Below are 16,806 nucleotides of genomic sequence, written 5' to 3' on the forward strand. Positions count from 1 at the left end.
TTATGAACGGTTTCAACACCCAGGACGTGGGACTGGCCAGAGAGGTCCAGCAGCTGCTCTTCCCCAAGGGCTCGCCCCTGTGCACCTGGTGCTGCATGGGGGTCAAGAACCGCATGGCCCAGGGACTGGGGGGAGACTACTTCGAATTCATCACCCTTCCCGACGGCTGCCAGGTGGTGTTCATCGGCGACGTGACCGGCCACGGCCTGCACGCCTCGCTCGTCATGGCCCTGCTGTACGGCTTCATCCACGAGGCCACCTCCCGCAAGTGCGACCCCCTCCACACGGTGACAGAGGTCAACCGCTTCCTGCAGACCTTCGCCAAGCGCTCCGACAAGTACGACCACTACTTCACCACCACCCTCTTCTGCAGCATCATCGACCCCCGAACCCTGTCGATGCACTACGTCAACGCAGGCCACGTCGCGCCGATGGTGCGCCGCGGCAAGAGCATCACCTACCTCGCCCCCACCGCCCAGCCTCTCGGCTTTTTCGACGAGCCGGAACTGGGGGTCAAGTCCTTCAACTTCGAGAAGGGGGACCGCCTGATTCTCTACACCGACGGCATCACCGAAACCTTCGACGACCAGGGGCACATCTTCGGCCACGGCCGTCTGGAAAAAGTGCTCCTCGCCCACGAAGGGGACCACGAGAAATTCCTGGAGGACCTTTTCGAGGAGATCCAGACCTTCAGCGCCATCGACCCGCCGGAGGACGACTGCACCGCCATCGTGATCGACCTGCACGGCCCCTTCACAAACGCCTAGAGGCCCGCCCGGCCGAGCTCCTTCCGAAAACGATCCCCATCCCGAGCGTCTCGCGGGGGGGGAGGTGAACCTTTGGATGTCGGGAGATTTCCGGGAGGGGTCCGCCCTGCCGGGAACTGTTTCCCGTTGCAGCGGCAGGAGCGCATTGAAGGTTTCGGCAGAGAGGACGGCGCGGAAAAGGAATGCCGGAGGGGAAAGCTACGTCTTCTCTCCGGGAGAGGACGGGGGGAGGAAGCGGTCGAAGACCGCCCTGATCTGCTCGGTGACCCGACGGTAGTCCGCGAGGAAGGCCTGGTCGGGCCGAACCGGCGCCTCGGGGTAATCGAGCCTGCGGGCCAGCTTGACCAGGTAGCGGCGCTCGCCGGAAAGTTCGCTGATCGATTGATCGTGGACCAGGCGCAGCTTGTTCTCGAGACGGCGCAGGAACTTGTAGCCCCCCTCCAGGACCTGGAGATCGGCCTCGTCGAGAATCCCCACGACCCGCAGGGCCTTGAGGGCCTGCAGGGTGTTGGTCCCCCGCACCGCCGAGCGGCGGCCGCCATGGAGCAGCTGAAGGTACTGGGCCAGGAACTCCACGTCCACGATCCCCCCGCGGCCGGTCTTGATGTTGAACCGGTCCCGATCCTCGCGGGCGATCTCCGTCTCCATGCGCTGGCGCAGGCGGCGGATTTCCTCGGCGAGGCCCTCGGGCAGGGGGCTCTCGTAGACGATGCTGCAATTGAGCTCGGCGATGCTCCGGGCGAAGGCAGCCGGGCCCGCCACCACCCGGGCCTTGACCAGGGCCTGCCGCTCCCAGAGCTGGGCCGAGGAGCGGTGGTAGCTTTCGTAGGCCGGAAGGCTGGTCACGAGAGGGCCCTGGTTGCCCGAGGGGCGCAGGCGGGTGTCGATCTGATAGACGGTGCCCTCCCGGGTCATGAGGGTGAGGACGGAAATGATGCGCTGGGCCAGCCGGGAGAAGTACTCCTGGTTGGACTGGGGCCGGAAGCGCTCCGGGTCGGCCCCTGCCACGGGGCGGGTTTCCCCTTCCCCTTCGTGGACGAAGATGATGTCCAGATCCGAGTGGTAGTTGAGCTCCCGGCCGCCAAGCTTGCCCAGGGCGACGATGGCGAAGGCGGCCTCGTGCCCCTCCTCGCCGTCTCCGCAAAAGGGCAGTCCGAAGCGGGGGACGAGCTCCGCCCGGGCGATCTGCCAGGCCGCATGCAGGCAGACGTCGGCAAGGTTGGAGAGCTGGCGGGCCCCCGCCCCCTGGGCCATGTGACCGAGGATGTCTCCCATGGCGATGCGCAGGAACTCCTCGTTGCGATATCGGCGCAGGGCCTCGAGGCTCTCCTCGTAATCGCCGGCCATCTCCAGCATCTCCTGCAGGGTCTGCTCCATCTCCCGGCGCTCCTTGTGGTGGAGGGCGTAGGCGCGCGAGACGAGGGCGTCGAGGATCTCCGGGTGCTGGATAAAGATCCGGGAGAGGAACTGGCTGGTGCCGAAGAGGGAGACGAGAACCTTGATGATCTCCCGGTTCTCGCCGAGCAGGGCGAAGAAGGAGGCCCGGGCCCGCACCGCGCCGAGGAAGCGCTCCAGGTTGGCCAGGGCCATGTCGGGCTCGGGGGAGTCGAGCACCTCCTGGATCAGCAGGGGGGCGATGCGCTCCAGGTGGCGCCGCCCCCGCCGGGTCAGGTGGGTCTGGGGGTCACGCAGAAGCTGGAGGCTCTCGTAGGCCCCATCGGGGTTCCCGAACCCCTTCTCCTCCAGCAGATCCTTGACCTGGTCGGGATCGGCGGCGGGGTCGAAGAGGTAGGCGACCTCGGGGCGCACCTGCTCGCGGGTCTGCTCCTCGTCGGTAAAGAAGAGGTCGCGGAATACCTCCTGGACGCCGCCGCGATGAGCCTCGAGGGCCTCCTGGAAGGACGCCGCATCGGCAAAGCCGCAGCGCCGGGCCAGCGTCTTCATCTCCTCGGGCCGGGCGGGCAGGTTGTGGGTCTGCCGCTCCTGCTCCATCTGGATGCGATGCTCGGTGTTGCGCAGAAAGATGTAGGCCTCGCGCAGGGTGCGGTGCTTATCCTCCCCGATCAACCCCTCGCCCAGCAGCAGGTCGAGGGCGCGCAGGGAATTGCGCTCGCGCAGGAGGGGGTTCTTGCCGGCGAAAATGATCTGCAGGGCCTGGATGAAAAACTCGACCTCCCGGATCCCGCCGCGGCCGAGCTTGAGGTTGCGCTCGCCCTCCCGCTCCCGGGTCAGGCTGCGGTCGATCTTTCCCTTCATCACCTTCATGTCCTCGAGCATGCCGTAGTCGAGGTACCTGCGGTAGACAAAGGGTTCGAGATTTTTCAGCAGCCTCTCCCCGACCTCGATCGAGCCGGCCACCGGACGGGCCTTGATCAATGCCGCCCGCTCCCAGCTCTGGCCCCAGCTCTCGTAGTAGATCTCGGCGCTGCGCAGGGAGTTGGCCATCTCCCCGCGCTCCCCCTCGGGGCGCAGCCGCAGGTCGACCCGGAAGACGAAGCCGTCCTCGGTGACCTGGCCGACCGCCTTGGAGACCAGCTCGGAGAGCTTGCAGAAGTACTGGTGGAGCGCGATGCTGTTCCTGCGCCCCCCCCGGGCATCGGACAGCCCCGCGGTCTGGCCCCGCTCGGAGGAGTAGAAATAGATGAGATCGATGTCGGAGGAGAAGTTGAGTTCGCGGCCGCCGAGCTTGCCCATGCCGAGCACGGTGAACTCGGCCTCTTCGAGCTCCGCCCCGTCGGCGTCCTCGATCATCGGAGCGCCGTACTCGGCGCGCAGCATAGCCCCGCAGACCTCACAGGCGCGGTGCAGGCAGGCCCCGGCGAGAGCGGAAAGCTCGGCGGTGACCTCCTCCATCGGTGCCAGGCCGCACAGGTCCCGGCTGCCGATACGCAGAACCTCCCGGCGCTTGAAGCGCCGCAGGACAACCTGAAGCTCCTCGAAGGAGGCTGACTCTGCGGCGGCTTCGCGCAGCTCGGCGGCCATCTGCGCCTCGTCCTTCGGCAGGTAGAGCTGGCCCCCGTCAAAGAGGGCCCGGAATGCGTCGGGATCGCGGCAGAGCAGGCCGGTCAAGAAGGGAGAGGCGCCCAGAACGGACAGAAGGGGGCCGCGGTTCCGGGGGCTTTCCAGAACGGCGGCGAGGGGCGGAGTCGGCAGCGCGTCGCAGAGCCGCTCCAGATTGTTGAGGGCCATGTCAGGGTCGGCGGCCGCCAGGGCATCCAGGGCCGTACCGGCCAGGACCCCGCAGTCCGGCAGCTTGCCGTGGAGCAGCAGGAGGTTGGTGGCCGTTTTGTTCGGCTCGGCGAAGCCGAGCTCTTCGGCGAGAGCGGCCAGGGCGGCCTCGTCGCCCGCGACGCAGGCATCGGCAATCCTCCGGGCGGGGGCTGCCGCGCCCATCTAGCGTCCCTGGCCTGCAAGGGCCCGAAGGCCGGCGGCCAGGTCCCCCTTGGCCACCCCCTGCTCGGTGACGATGGCGGTCACCAGGCGGGCCGGGGTGATGTCGAAGGCGGGATTGCGCACCGCGATCCCCTCGGGAGCGAGCTGCCTGTCGCCGCTGTGGGTGACCTCAGCGGCGCCGCGCTCCTCGATGGGGATATGGGAGCCGTCGGGCAGGGACATATCGATCGTGGAGAGGGGCGCGGCGACGTAGAAGGGGATGCCGTGCTCTTTTGCCAGGACCGCCACGGTATAGGTGCCGATCTTGTTGGCCACGTCGCCGTTGGCGGCGATGCGGTCGGCGCCGACGATGCAGCAGTCGATCTCTCCCCGGCTCATGAGGTAGCCGGCCATGTTGTCGCAGATGAGGGTCACGGGAATCCCGTCGCGCTGGAGCTCCCAGGCGGTCAACCGGGCCCCCTGGGGCCAGGGGCGGGTCTCGTCGGCGATCACGGCGATCTTCTTGCCCGCCGCCACCGCGGCGCGGATCACCCCGAGGGCGGTGCCGTAGCCGCCGGTGGCGAGGGCCCCGGCGTTGCAGTGGGTCAGGACCCGGGCTCCGTCAGGGAGAAGAGGCGCGCCGTTTTTGCCCATGGCCCGGTTGGTCCGGATATCCTCAGCGGCAATGGCGATGGCCTCGTATTCGAGACCGATCTTCAGGTTGACCACCGACTGGTTGTCGTTGGCCCGGACAAAGGACTTGACCCGCTCCAGGGCCCAGAAGAGGTTGACCGCCGTCGGCCGGGTGGCGGCCAGCAGGTCGCAGACCTCCTCGAACTTCGTCCAGAAGCCGGCGAAGTCCTCTGCTTCGATGTCCCGCGCCCCGAACCAGGCGCCGTAGGCCGCGGCCACGCCGATAGCGGTAGCGCCGCGCACCACCATGGTGCGGATCGCCTCGGCCACGGCGCGAAAATCGGTGTACTCGAGCCACACCTCCTCGCCGGGGAGGAGGCGCTGGTCGATCATGCGCAGCACGCCGTCGCTGTATTCGATCGGCGAGAACTCTCTTGCGGAAGAATTGCAGGTCGCTGTCATGGTTACCCCTTGAGCTTCTTCATCAGCAGTTCGTTGACGGTCCCCGGATTGGCCTTGCCCCGGCTCTCCTTCATCACCTGACCGACGAAGAAGCCGATCAGCTTTTCCTTGCCGCCCCGGAACTGCTCGACCTGGGACGGGTTGGCGGCGATCACCGCATCGACGATCGTCTCGATGGCGCCGGTGTCGGTGACCTGCTTGAGCCCCTTTTCCTCGATGATCGCGTCGGCCTCTTCGCCGCTCTTCCACATCTCCTCGAAGACCGTCTTGGCGATCTTGCCGGAGATGGTGTTGTCGTCAATGCGGGCGAGCAGGCCGGCGAGCAGGGGCGCGCTCACCGGAGCGGAGGAGATGGCGATCGCCTCTTCGTTGAGCCGCCGCTTGACCTCGCCCATCACCCAGTTGGCGCAGGCCTTGGGGTTGGCGTGGCGCTCCACGACGGCGTCGAAGTAATCGGCCACCGCCCGGTCGGCGCAGAGCACCTCGGCGTCGTAGCGGGGAAGTCCGTACTCCCGGACAAAGCGCTCGAGCTTGGCTTCGGGCAGCTCGGGCAACTCGCCCCGCACCCTCTCGATCCACTCCTCGGAGACCACGAGGGGCACCAGGTCGGGATCGGGGAAATAGCGATAGTCGTGAGCCTCCTCCTTGCCGCGCATGGAGCGGGTGGTGCCGTTGCTGCTGTCGAAGAGGCGGGTCTCCTGGATCACCCGGCCCCCCTCGTCGAGGATCTCGGCCTGGCGCTCGACCTCGTACTCGATTGCCTGCTTGATGAAACGGAAGGAGTTGATGTTCTTCAGTTCGGCCCGGGTGCCGAGCTCCTTCTGATTCCAGGGGCGGATCGAGACGTTGGCGTCGCAGCGGAAGGAGCCCTGCTCCATGCTGCCGTCGCAGACCCCGAGGTAGACGACGATCTGGTGCAGCTTCTTGAGGTAGGCGATGGCCTCGTCGGCCGAGCGCATGTCCGGCTCGGAGACGATCTCCAGCAGGGGGGTGCAGGCCCGGTTGAGGTCGGCGAAAGAGTGCCCCGCCGTATCCGGGGAGTCGCCGTGGACCAGCTTGCCGGCGTCCTCCTCCATGTGGATGCGGGTGATGCCGACGGTCTTGGCCCCGCCCTTCTCCGTCTCGATATCCAGGCGGCCGTGCTCGCAGATCGGAAGCTCGAACTGGGAGATCTGGTAGCCCTTGGGCAGGTCGGGGTAGAAGTAGTTCTTGCGGGCGAAGATGGAGCGGGGGGCGATGGCGCAGCCCGTGGCCAGGCCGGTGCGGATGGCGTATTCGACGACCTTCTCATTGAGCACCGGCAGGGCGCCGGGCAGGCCGAGGCAGACCGGGCAGGTCTGGCTGTTCGGTTCGCCGCCGAAGGCCGTGGAGCAGCCGCAGAAGATCTTGGTGGCGGTGGTGAGCTGGACGTGGACCTCCAGGCCGATGACGACTTCGTATTTGGAATTCATGGAAAAACCTCGTTGGTAGCCAGAAGCCGGTATCCAGAAGCCGGAGTCAAAAAGACTCTCCTGGCTCCCGGCTTCCTAGATGTCCGCCTTTTTCTCGTGCCACACGGTCGCCTGCTCGAAGGCGTGCCCGGCGCGCAGGATGTCCGCCTCTCCGAAAGGCTTGCCGACCAGCTGCAAACCGACCGGAAGCCCGCCGGCGGAGAGGCCGCAGGGCAGGCTCATGCCGCAGGTGCCCGCCAGATTGACGGGAATGGTGAAGATGTCCGAGAGGTACATCTGCAGGGGGTCACCGGTCTTCTCGCCGATGTTGAAGGCGGGGGTGGGCGCCACCGGGGTGAGCAGCACGTCGACCTTGGCGAAGGCATCGAGGAAGTCCTGACGGACCAGGGTGCGCACCTTCTGGGCCTTGAGGTAGTAGGCGTCGTAGTAGCCGGAGGAGAGGGCGTAGGTGCCGAGCATGATGCGCCGCTTGACCTCGTCGCCGAAGCCGGCGGCCCGGCTGCGGTTGTACATGTCGATGAGTCCGCCGCCCTCGTCGACCCGCTCCCCGTAGCGCACCCCGTCGTAGCGGGCGAGGTTGCTCGAGGCCTCGGCGGTGGCGATGAGGTAGTAGCAGGCCACGGCGTAGTCGGTATGGGGCAGGCTGACCTCGACGAACTCCGCCCCCAGGCTCCGGTAAACGGCGATGGCCCCCTCCACGGCGGCCTTGACGTCGGGGTCGAGGCCCTCGATGAAGTATTCTTTCGGCTGGCCGATCCGAAGTCCCTTGACCCCCTCCCGGAGAGATTCCAGGTAGTCGGGGACCGGGGTGTCGACGGAGGTGGAGTCGGCGGGATCGTGACCGGCCACCGCCTGAAGCATGGCGGCGCAGTCCTCCACGTCGCGGGCCACCGGCCCGACCTGGTCGAGGGAAGAGGCATAGGCGATGACCCCGTAGCGGGAGACCCGGCCGTAGGTCGGCTTGAGACCGACCACCCCGCAGTGGGAGGCGGGCTGGCGGATGGAGCCGCCGGTATCGGTACCGAGGGCCGCCGCCGCCATTCGGGCGGCCACGCAGGCCGCGCTGCCGCCAGAGGAGCCGCCGGGGACGGTCTCCGGGTTCCAGGGGTTGCGGGTCGGGCCATAGGCGCTGTTCTCGTTGGAGGAGCCCATGGCGAACTCGTCCATGTTGAGCTTGCCGAGCAGGACGGCGCCGCTCTGCTTGAGCCGGGCCCAGGCGGTGGCGTCGTAGGGGGCGACGTAGTTGTCGAGGATTTTGGACGCGCAGGTCGTGCGGACCCCCTCGGTGTTGAAAATGTCCTTGAGGGCCACGGGGATGCCGGTCAGGGGGCCGGCCTCGCCGGCGGCGATGCGCCGGTCGGCTTCGGCGGCGGCGGCCAGCGCCTGATCCTCGCACACGGTGACGTAGGCGTTCACCCGGGCGTCGGCCTCGGCGATCCGGGCCAGAAACGCCCGGGTCAGCTCGGCGGAGGAGACCTTCTTGTCGGCGAGCATCCGCTGCAGCTCGCGAAGGGTCAGTTCGGTCAATTCCATGGTTTCTCCAGAGCAAGTGCGTAAGGAAAAAGGATAAAGGTCAAAAGATAAAAGGGGGGGAACCTTCACCCTTGGACCTTGCACCTCGATCCTGTTTTATTCAATGACCTTGGGAACCCGGAAACCGGCCGGGTCAGGCTCGGGGGCGTTGCGCAGGGCCTTCTCCAGGCCGATGGAGGGTCGCACCGCATCCTCGCGAAAGGCGTTCTCCATCGGCACGGCATGGGCGGTGGGCAGGATGCCCTCGGTGTCGAGCTCGTTGAGCTTCTCCACGTAGCCGAGGATGGCGTCCATCTGGCCGGTCAGGGCCCCTATCTCCTCGGGCTTCAGGGCGAGCCTGGCCAGGCGCGCGACATGCTCCACCTGTTCGCGGGTGATCTTCATCGGGAAAAACCTCCATCCGGTGATGCCTTTACCGTCGATTCTGAAAAGGGCAAATTAGCACGGAGACGGCCGGGATATCAAGCCATAAGACGAGACACGGGGAGCGCAGGCGAAAGGTTGCGAATTCCTGCAGGCATGTAAGAATATTAAAAACATCGCCCGCTGCGGAGCACCCATCCTCACCCAAGGAGACAACCATGAAAAGACTCTTGACCTGCGTCGCCCTGGCATCTCTCATCGTTGCGGGTTGCGCCCAGGCGCCGACCAAGGCCCAGCAGGGCGCCGCCATCGGGGCCGGCACCGGCGCCGCGGTCGGGGCCGGGCTCGGCCAGCTCATCGGCGGCGACACCGAGGCGACCCTGATCGGCGCGGGCGTGGGGGCCGGCCTCGGCGGTATCGCCGGAGGCTCGATCGGCAGGTACATGGACCAGCAGGAAGCCTCCATGCGCCAGGCCGTCGCCGGGATGGAGGGCGCCAACATCCAGCGCAACGCCAACCTGCTGGCCGTGACCTTCAAGTCCGACGTGCTGTTCGACGTCGGCTCCTCGTCCCTGAAGCCGGGCTCCTACGACGAGATGCACCGTGTCGCCCAGGTGCTCAACCAGTACCCCCAGACCACCATTTTGGTCGCCGGGCACACCGACAGCAGCGGCTCGGAGCAGTTCAACCAGCAGCTCTCCGAGCGCCGCGCCATGACCGTGAAGAACACCCTCGTCGGCCAGGGGGTCAACCCTGCGCGCATGACCACCATCGGTTTTGGCGAAAGCAAGCCGATCGCCGACAACGGCAGCGAGTACGGCCGCCAGCTCAACCGGCGGGTAGCGATCACCATCACCCCCCAGCAGTAATCTTCCACCGGCATCGACAAGAACCAGAGAGGCCCTCCCCGGCAAACGCCGGGGAGGGCCTCTCTGGTTTCACGGGGGGAGTCTGCCCGGGTGAATGAATGCGGGCGAAAAAAAAGCCCGCGCGATGCGCGAGCTCGGAAAAAGGAAGGAGGCAGGCCTACTCCTCCTTCTTGTCCTCCAGATGCTTGTCGTCCTCTTGCTCCCCTTCGGCCTCCTTCACTCCCTGCTTGAAATTGCGCAGCCCCTTGCCGAGGGCGCCGCCGACCTGGGGAAGCTTGCCGGCTCCGAAGATGATGAGGACCAAAACGAGGATGATAATCAGTTCCTGAGTGCCAAGACCGAACATGGGCGATGTCTCCTGTGTGCGAATTTATTCTATTTTATACTCTTTTTTGGAAAAAACCTCAACCTGAAGCCGAGCCGGCGGCAAAACAGCCCGCAGCAGATCCAGCCGGACCCTATCGGGCCTCCGCCCTGCTCCCCCGAGGCAGCCGCAGCGACAGGGCACCGGCGATCAGCACGAAGAACACCGACACCCAGAGACAGCCGACCAAGCCGGCCGCCTGGAACACCAGGCCCGACAGGAGGGTGCCGACCAGGCGCCCGGCGGCGTTGGCCATATAGTAGAAGCCGACGTCGAGGGATACCGTTTCGCTGTCGGTGTAGACCAGAACCAGGTAGGAATGGACCGCGGAGTTGACGGCGAAGACCAAACCGAACAGCGCCAGCCCGGCGACCACCGTCAGCCGCGGCGAGAGCCCCGCCCCGACGCCGAGGGCGATCAGCGCGGTGAGGCCCGCCAGGGCAAAGGCCCCGAGGCTCGCCGTGCCGCCCCGGGGCGTGCCTCCGGCCAGGCCGCGACGAAGCAGGACCGGGGCCAGGGACTGCACCCCTCCGTAGCCGATCACCCACAGGGCCAGGAATCCGCCGACCTGGGGATGGCTCCAGCCGAGACCGGCCGAGAGATAGACCGGCAGGCCGACCGCGAACCACACGTCCCGGGAACCGAACAGAAAGAGGCGGGCCGCCGAGAGAAGGTTGATGTCGCGGCTCTTGGAGAGGATGCGGGAGAACTTGACCTTGCCCCCCGTCCTGCCCATCCCCTTCGGAAAAGAGAGGACCGAAAGGACCAGCACCAGGGCCAGGACCGCCGCCATGGCCAGCAGCGCCGCCCGAAAGCCGAACCAGACCAGCAGCACCCCGCCGAGGAAGAAACCGGCCCCCTTGAGGGCGTTCTTGGAGCCGGTCAGGACCGCCACCCACTTGAAGAGGGCGCCCTGGGCCTCCCCGGGGACCAGGAGCTTGATGGCGCTCTTGGAGCTCATCTTGGTCAGGTCCTTGGCGATCCCGGAAAGGGCCTGGGCCCCCATCACCCAGGCCACGGAAGCGAGAACCGACCAGCCGGGATCGAGCTGGGCGAGCAGGCAGAGGGCGGCGACCTGCAGGGCGAGCCCGGCAAAGAGAGTGATCTTCAGCCCCATGCGGGAGCCGACCCACCCCCCGACCAGGTTGGTGACCACGCCGAAGAACTAGTAGAGCAGGAAGAGGAGGGCGATCTGGGCCGGCGCGTAGCCGAGTTCGTGAAAATGGAGCAGCACCAGCATGCGCAGGGCGCCGTCGGTGAGGGTGAAGCCCCAGTAGGCCCCGGTAACGAGGGCGTAGTTGCGCAGGTCGGTCATGGCGGGCTGGGTCCTGAAACCTTTACTTTTCGAAATGGGGGAAAGAGTGGCCCCGGGCAAGGCCCTCTTCAACGCAGAGATGCCAAGACGCAGAGGGGGAACCAGCCCCCGACCTCAAGCTTACAGCCTACACCTTACAGCTGCCGCTGCGCCCTTGCGCGTCTCTGCGGCCACCCAGGCCATTCAAAGAGCCAGCGCGACTTTCCGGCACAGCTCCATCATCCGGTGAACGTAGCCCATCTCGTTGTCGTACCAGACCAGCACCTTGAGCTGGGTGCCGTCCACGACCATGGTGGAGAGGGCATCGACGATCGCCGAGCGCGGGTCGCTCTTGAAGTCGACCGAAACCAGGGGCCGCTCCTCGATGCCGAGGATCCCCTCGAGAGAGGTGCCGGCCGCCTCGCGGAACAGGCCGTTGACCTCCTCGGCGGTGACCGGCCGCGTCATCTCGAAAACCGCGTCGGTGAGCGAGGCGTTGAGCAGGGGGACGCGCACCGCGTGGCCGTTGAGCTTTCCCTTGAGTTCGGGGTAGATGAGGGCGATGGCGGTGGCCGAGCCGGTGGTCGTGGGGATCAGGGAGAGGCTCGCGGCCCGGGCCCGGCGCAGGTCCTTGTGCGGCGCATCGACGAGGATCTGGGTGTTGGTCATGTCGTGGATGGTGGTGAACGCCCCGCGGGCGATGCCGATCTTCTCCTGCAGCACCTTGACCACCGGGGCCAGGCAGTTGGTGGTGCAGGAGGCGGCGGTGAGCAGGTGGTGCCTGGCGGGGTCGTAGAGGCCGTCGTTGACCCCCACCACGACGTTCAGGGCGCCTTCTTTCACGGGAGCGGCGACGATGACCTTTCTCACCCCCCGGTCGAAATAGGGCTGCAGCAGCTCCGGGGTGCGGAACCTGCCCGAGGCCTCGATGACGATGTCGACCCCGGCCTCGGCCCAGGGGACCTCCCCGGGCGTAGGGTGCCCGGAGAAGCCGACCTCCACGCCGTCGATGACGATGCTCTTCTCCGCCGCTGCCACCTGCCGCGCCCAGCGGCCGTGCACCGAGTCGAACTCGACCAGGTGGGCGGCGGCCTCCGGGCCGCCCTTGACCTCGTTGACGTGAACGATGTCAAGCTCCGGCCAGTCCCAGGCGGCCCTCAGGGCGAGGCGCCCCATGCGGCCGAAACCGTTGATGCCTACGCGTATGCCCATCCTCGTCACTCCCCTTTTTCTCCGCTTGGCCCTCCCCGCCGGAAGGCCGGTCTCGCTCCTCGCTCCTGGTTCCAGACTCCTATTGCCACCCTTTCCTGCGGCGGGGAACATGTCCGTCCCTACCATCGCTGGTAGAAGAGGTAGACTCCCCCGAGGGCGATGGCCGCGCCGCTCAGTCGCCTGCTCCAGACAGAGAAGCCGCTCAACCCCCGGTTCTTGGCAAAAGCCTCCACCAGGCCGGCGCTGGCCCCGGCCACCAGAAGGAGGACGCTGTGGCCGAGGGCGTAGGCGAACAGGAGCAGGGTCCCGTAGAGCACGTCGCCGCCGCCGGCGACAAAAGCCAGCAACACCACCAGAACCGGCGTGGCGCAGGGAGAGGAGGCCAGGCCGAAGAGCAATCCCATGATCAGGGCGCCCAGCAGCCCCTTTCGCGAGGTTTTCAGACCCTCAGGGAAAGGAAGTCGCACCGTGAAAAGCCCCATCAGGCTCAAACCCATGAGGACCGCCAGGCCGGCGACCGCCAGGGGCCAGAACCGGCCGATGTCGCCGAAGAGGGTGCCGAGGTAAGCGGCCGCCGCCCCGAAAGCGGTGAAGGTGGCAGACAGGCCGAGAACGAAGGCCGCCGAATAGCTCCAGGCCTTCCTGCGGTCCCCGTCCGCGTACCCGCCGACGAACCCGACCACCAGGGGGACGATGGCCAGCACGCAGGGGGACGCCGAGGACAGGATGCCGCCGGCAAGGGCGGCTCCGATGGCGAGCAGAGGATGGTCCGCAAGGAGAGTTTCCACGTTGTTTCCCGATGAATCTCTGAGCGCATCAAAAAAAACGCGCCGGTTATACGGTATACTGCCGGTAAATGAAAATCCGCTTCATCCTACCAAAAGGAGGTTCGACCATGAAAGCCTTTGTGATGCTGCTGGGAGCCCTTTTTGTGCTGAGCGCCTGCGCCGCCACCCCGCCCTCGAAACGGGCCAAGGTGGAGGCCTATTGCAAAACCCACGCGAAGAAGGTCACCCTCAGCGGCTCCCCGGACGTGGAGAGCGTGTTTCGCGACTGCGCAGAGCTCGAGGGAATCCACGAGATTGAAGTCAGGGAGGCCGAATAGCCCCCCGATCGCAAGCCGGGGCAATTGCCCCGGCTTGCCGCCCCAGCAACGAAACGACGAGGATGCCGATCGGCCGGCGCAATCCCTAGCGCGGCAGAAGCCCTTTCAGGTTTCCGTCGATACCCTCCCGGTCCATGAACCCCACGTGCCGAGACACCTCCCTGCCGGCGGGATCGAAGAAAATCTGCGTCGGTATCAAGCGAATCCCGTAGGGCCTGGCGACGTCCCCCTCCTCGTGAACGTCCACGAAAATGATCGCGGCCCTTCCGGCATAGTCCTTTTCCGCCTGCTCCAGGATGGGTTTCATCTTCTTGCAGGGAACGCAGGTTCCCGCGCCGAAATCGACCATGGCAGGCCGCCCCGAAGCGCGAGCAGCCTTGATGGTTTCCGCGGAACCCTCACCCCGCGGCGCCTGCTCCGCCGAGGCTCCCATCGCCAACAGAAGCCCGACCAGCAGCGCCGGAAATACCTTGAACGCCATATCTCTCCCCCCTATTCCAGAAACGTCTTGATCTCTTCGGCCGAAGCGACCCGGCCGCTGAATTTGATCTGCCCGTCGATCGCCAGCCCCGGGGTCTTCAGGATACCGTAAGCGAGGATTTTCTGCATCTCCTCCACCTTGACGACCTCCGCCGCCACCCCGGTCTCGCTGACCGCCTTGCGGGCGTTCTCGAACAGAGTCTTGCAGTTTTTGCAGCCGGGACCGAGCACTTCGATTTTCATGGGATCTCCTCCGCGAGAAAGGGTCACAGGACCAGGTTGAAGAGGTATCCGACGCCGATGATGGCCACCGTCATGATGCCCACGAAGACCGCCAGCAGGCGCGGCTTGAGGACCTTGCGCAGGATCACCATCTCGGGAAGGGACAGGGCCGTCACCGCCATCATGAAGGCCAGGACCGTCCCGAGGCTCATCCCCTTGGCCATCAGGGCGTGGACGATGGGGATCACCCCGGCGGCGTTGCTGTAGAGGGGGACCCCGAGGACCACGGCCAGGGGAACGGCAAAGGGATTATCCGGGCCGGCGTAGGCGAGCAGGAAATCCTCCGGCACGTAGCCGTGGATGAAGCCGCCGACCCCGATGCCGACCACCACGTACAGCCAGATCTTGGCGAAGATCTCCCCGGTATACTGCCGGGCGTAGGCAAACCGTTCCCGCCAGGGAGGTGCAGCGACCTCCGCGCTTCCGACCTGCATCTGGTAGACGTACTCCTCGACGTGGGACTCCAGCTTGAGCCGCCCGATGACGATGCCGGCCACGACCGCCACGGTCAGGCCGGTTCCCAGGTAGAGTGCGGCGATCTTCCAGCCGAACAGGCCGTAGAGCAGGATCAGGGCCACCTCGTTGACCATCGGGGAGCTGATCAGAAAGGAGAAGGTCACGCCGAGGGGAACCCCCGACTCCACGAAACCGATGAAAAGGGGGACGGCGGAACAGGAGCAGAAGGGGGTCACCACCCCGAGCAGGGCCGCCGCGCCGTTGCCGACGTACTCCCGCCGGTGGGAAAGGATGCGCTTGGTCTTCTCGGGAGGGAAAAAGGAGCGTACCAGGGCCACCGCGAAGACGATGACCGCCAGCAGGAAGAAGATCTTCAGGGTGTCGTAGACGAAAAAGTGCAGCGCCCCCCCCAGGCGGGTCTCCGTGGAGAGGTCGAGCAGTCGCACCACCAAAAACTCGGCAATCCATTCAAAGGGAAAGAACATGGTGCGCAAATGACTCCCTGTCTATCGCGTTCCGTTTGCCGGGCCTGGCGGTTTCAGAGGGACCTGAGCGCCCGGCGGCCGGCCTCCAGTTCCTTGCGCAGGACGGCCTCCGCCAGGTCGAGTATCTCCAAAACCTCAGGGTGCCTGACTGAATAGAAAATCTTCGGACCTTCCTTGCGGCGATCCAGCAGGCCGCCTTTCTGCATCAGGTTGAGATGCCGGGAGACGTTGCTCTGCTCCTGGTCGATGGCCGGAAAGATCTCGCAGACGCAGCGCTCTCCGCCCCGAAGCAACTCCAGGATGCGCAACCGCGTCTCCTGCCCGACGGCCTTGAGAATTTCGGCCCGAAGAAATGCCGTGTCGTCGTCCATGCTCCCCCCCCGTATGATTACTCAATCATACAATCATACACTGGGCCGAGGGTCAAGAAAAACCTTTTGCGTCAATGATCGCTCGGGCTCTTTGACGCAGGCGGGGTCAGTCGGCGTCCTGGGGACGCATCTTTTCCAGAAAGGACCAGAGAAAGAGAAAAAGAGACAAGGCCCCAAGCACCGCGGAGACCTTGGGGAGACAGGGAAGGTAGCTGGTCAGGCCGAGCCCCTCGGTCGGCGCCCCCTCCGGCAAGGAGGCGAGCTGGGCCACGATGACCCGGTCGTAATGCATGAAGAACTGGCCGACAATGGCCAAAAGTCCCGCAAGGCCCACCCGAACGGGACTGCACCTGGACCGGGAGAGGAGAAGAAAGACGGGCAGGAGCATGCCGATGCCCAGCTCAAACAGCCAGAAATTGACGGACAGGGGACCAGCCATGAGGCTGGCGGTGGCCCGGGCGGTCGCCGGAGACGCCAGAAAAGAGCCGGCCGCCATGCTCACCAGCACATAGGCCATGAGAAGGAGAATCATCAGGACCTGGAAGCGCCTCATCCCCTCGAGAGACTTCTCGACCGGAGTGGACATCTCGCCCCCGCGAAGCCACTGACCGAGAAGAATGACCTGGGGGTAGAGAGCGCCGCCGAGGACCAGCGCCGAGAGGGTGGAATGGACCAGGAAAAACGATCCATGCCAGAAATCGACGGCCCCGAACAGCCCGAGGCCTGTATCCATGCGATAAATGGCGGCCATGGCCGTCGCCCAGGCACCCAGGGCGAGCAAGAGGGACAAGAGCCTGGCCCGCTGCAGCAGAGCCAGGTACTCGCCGCCGAGCCAGATCAGGTAGAGGCCGTAAAAGCAGACGGAGACCTCTATAGCCGCCACGAATTCGCGGCGAGCCAGGCTGTCAAAGGTGAGGCGCATGGGATGGGTCAGCTCGATGGAGACCGTTCCCACGCCCATGAAGAGGGCCAGCGCCGCCACCTGAACCCCCCTCGGCATATAGGCCTCACGACCGGGCAGCCCGGCAAGGTTGCCGATCGCGCCGACCAGGCACAGCCCTACGCTGAGCAGGACAAAGAGTTCGTAGGTGGAAATCAGAATCCCCCAGGAGGGCTTCCATGGGGCGTTGAACTCGTGGGAGTGGCCGTTAATCAGGATATAGCTGAAGGCAAAGAGGCCGACCAGCATGCCGACTCCCAGAAGGGCGAACCACAGCAGCTCGGCAGGCTTTCGGTCTGGAGGATTCGCAATTCTCATGAACGACACTCAACATCGATGAAATTACGGCGACAAGAGGGGGGCGCCG

The 16,806-nt window shown here is 65.9% G+C and carries 16 protein-coding genes and 1 pseudogene; 3 read left to right on the forward strand and 14 right to left on the reverse strand.

Annotated elements, in window-relative coordinates:
- Window positions 1–2: 2 nt before the first annotated feature.
- Window positions 3–767 carry a PP2C family protein-serine/threonine phosphatase gene (locus C0617_RS04250; RefSeq protein ID WP_291315773.1) on the forward strand — a complete coding sequence of 255 codons (765 nt, stop codon included), beginning with the start codon at window positions 3–5 and terminating at the stop codon, window positions 765–767.
- Window positions 768–965: 198 nt separating this feature from the next.
- Here the strand turns inward: C0617_RS04250 and glnE are convergent, their stop codons facing one another.
- The 5 genes from glnE to gatC form a co-directional block, all read right to left on the reverse strand.
- Entirely contained in the window at window positions 966–4,160 is a 3,195-nt protein-coding gene (glnE, locus tag C0617_RS04255) for a bifunctional [glutamate--ammonia ligase]-adenylyl-L-tyrosine phosphorylase/[glutamate--ammonia-ligase] adenylyltransferase (RefSeq protein ID WP_291315774.1), read from the reverse strand.
- Window positions 4,161–5,234 (reverse strand): S-methyl-5-thioribose-1-phosphate isomerase, encoded by a 1,074-nt coding sequence (gene mtnA / locus C0617_RS04260; RefSeq protein WP_291315775.1) that lies wholly within the window; start codon window positions 5,232–5,234, stop codon window positions 4,161–4,163. It lies immediately after the preceding gene.
- 2 nt (window positions 5,235–5,236) lie between these two features.
- Entirely contained in the window at window positions 5,237–6,685 is a 1,449-nt protein-coding gene (gatB, locus tag C0617_RS04265) for an Asp-tRNA(Asn)/Glu-tRNA(Gln) amidotransferase subunit GatB (protein WP_291315776.1), read from the reverse strand.
- A gap of 75 nt (window positions 6,686–6,760) precedes the next feature.
- Window positions 6,761–8,218 (reverse strand): Asp-tRNA(Asn)/Glu-tRNA(Gln) amidotransferase subunit GatA, encoded by a 1,458-nt coding sequence (gatA, locus tag C0617_RS04270; protein ID WP_291315777.1) that lies wholly within the window; start codon window positions 8,216–8,218, stop codon window positions 6,761–6,763.
- Between the two features lie 96 nt (window positions 8,219–8,314).
- A complete protein-coding gene (gene gatC, locus C0617_RS04275; RefSeq protein ID WP_291315778.1) occupies window positions 8,315–8,602 on the reverse strand; it encodes an Asp-tRNA(Asn)/Glu-tRNA(Gln) amidotransferase subunit GatC in 288 nt (95 codons plus the stop codon).
- A gap of 197 nt (window positions 8,603–8,799) precedes the next feature.
- On the opposite strand from gatC, the gene C0617_RS04280 reads away from it, so the two are divergent.
- Window positions 8,800–9,450 carry an OmpA family protein gene (locus tag C0617_RS04280; RefSeq protein ID WP_291315779.1) on the forward strand — a complete coding sequence of 217 codons (651 nt, stop codon included), beginning with the start codon at window positions 8,800–8,802 and terminating at the stop codon, window positions 9,448–9,450.
- Between the two features lie 157 nt (window positions 9,451–9,607).
- On the opposite strand, the gene tatA is transcribed toward C0617_RS04280, so the two are convergent.
- The 4 genes and pseudogenes from tatA to C0617_RS04305 form a co-directional block, all read right to left on the reverse strand.
- On the reverse strand, window positions 9,608–9,796 hold the full coding sequence (gene tatA, locus C0617_RS04285; RefSeq protein WP_291315780.1) for a twin-arginine translocase TatA/TatE family subunit: 189 nt from the start codon (window positions 9,794–9,796) through the stop codon (window positions 9,608–9,610).
- Between the two features lie 112 nt (window positions 9,797–9,908).
- A pseudogene (gene arsJ, locus C0617_RS04290) lies at window positions 9,909–11,129 on the reverse strand (organoarsenical effux MFS transporter ArsJ).
- Between the two features lie 183 nt (window positions 11,130–11,312).
- Entirely contained in the window at window positions 11,313–12,320 is a 1,008-nt protein-coding gene (locus tag C0617_RS04300; protein WP_291315783.1) for an ArsJ-associated glyceraldehyde-3-phosphate dehydrogenase, read from the reverse strand.
- 119 nt (window positions 12,321–12,439) lie between these two features.
- A complete protein-coding gene (locus C0617_RS04305; protein ID WP_291315784.1) occupies window positions 12,440–13,108 on the reverse strand; it encodes a cytochrome c biogenesis protein CcdA in 669 nt (222 codons plus the stop codon).
- A 107-nt stretch (window positions 13,109–13,215) separates the two neighbouring features.
- On the opposite strand from C0617_RS04305, the gene C0617_RS04310 reads away from it, so the two are divergent.
- Window positions 13,216–13,425 carry a hypothetical protein gene (locus C0617_RS04310; protein ID WP_291315785.1) on the forward strand — a complete coding sequence of 70 codons (210 nt, stop codon included), beginning with the start codon at window positions 13,216–13,218 and terminating at the stop codon, window positions 13,423–13,425.
- An 85-nt stretch (window positions 13,426–13,510) separates the two neighbouring features.
- On the opposite strand, the gene C0617_RS04315 is transcribed toward C0617_RS04310, so the two are convergent.
- The 5 genes from C0617_RS04315 to C0617_RS04335 form a co-directional block, all read right to left on the reverse strand.
- Complete coding sequence (locus C0617_RS04315; RefSeq protein WP_291315786.1) at window positions 13,511–13,906, reverse strand: thioredoxin family protein; 396 nt, start codon at window positions 13,904–13,906, stop codon at window positions 13,511–13,513.
- An 11-nt stretch (window positions 13,907–13,917) separates the two neighbouring features.
- On the reverse strand, window positions 13,918–14,148 hold the full coding sequence (locus C0617_RS04320) for a thioredoxin family protein (protein WP_291315787.1): 231 nt from the start codon (window positions 14,146–14,148) through the stop codon (window positions 13,918–13,920).
- 23 nt (window positions 14,149–14,171) lie between these two features.
- Window positions 14,172–15,128 carry a permease gene (locus C0617_RS04325; RefSeq protein ID WP_291315788.1) on the reverse strand — a complete coding sequence of 319 codons (957 nt, stop codon included), beginning with the start codon at window positions 15,126–15,128 and terminating at the stop codon, window positions 14,172–14,174.
- A gap of 53 nt (window positions 15,129–15,181) precedes the next feature.
- On the reverse strand, window positions 15,182–15,499 hold the full coding sequence (locus C0617_RS04330; RefSeq protein WP_291315789.1) for a metalloregulator ArsR/SmtB family transcription factor: 318 nt from the start codon (window positions 15,497–15,499) through the stop codon (window positions 15,182–15,184).
- Between the two features lie 106 nt (window positions 15,500–15,605).
- Window positions 15,606–16,757, reverse strand: a complete 1,152-nt coding sequence (locus tag C0617_RS04335; RefSeq protein WP_291315790.1) for a hypothetical protein — start codon at window positions 16,755–16,757, stop codon at window positions 15,606–15,608.
- Window positions 16,758–16,806 lie beyond the last annotated feature (49 nt).

The sequence above is a fragment of the Desulfuromonas sp. genome (assembly GCF_002868845.1).
In the GTDB taxonomy this organism is placed as follows: Bacteria; Desulfobacterota; Desulfuromonadia; order Desulfuromonadales; family BM501; genus BM501.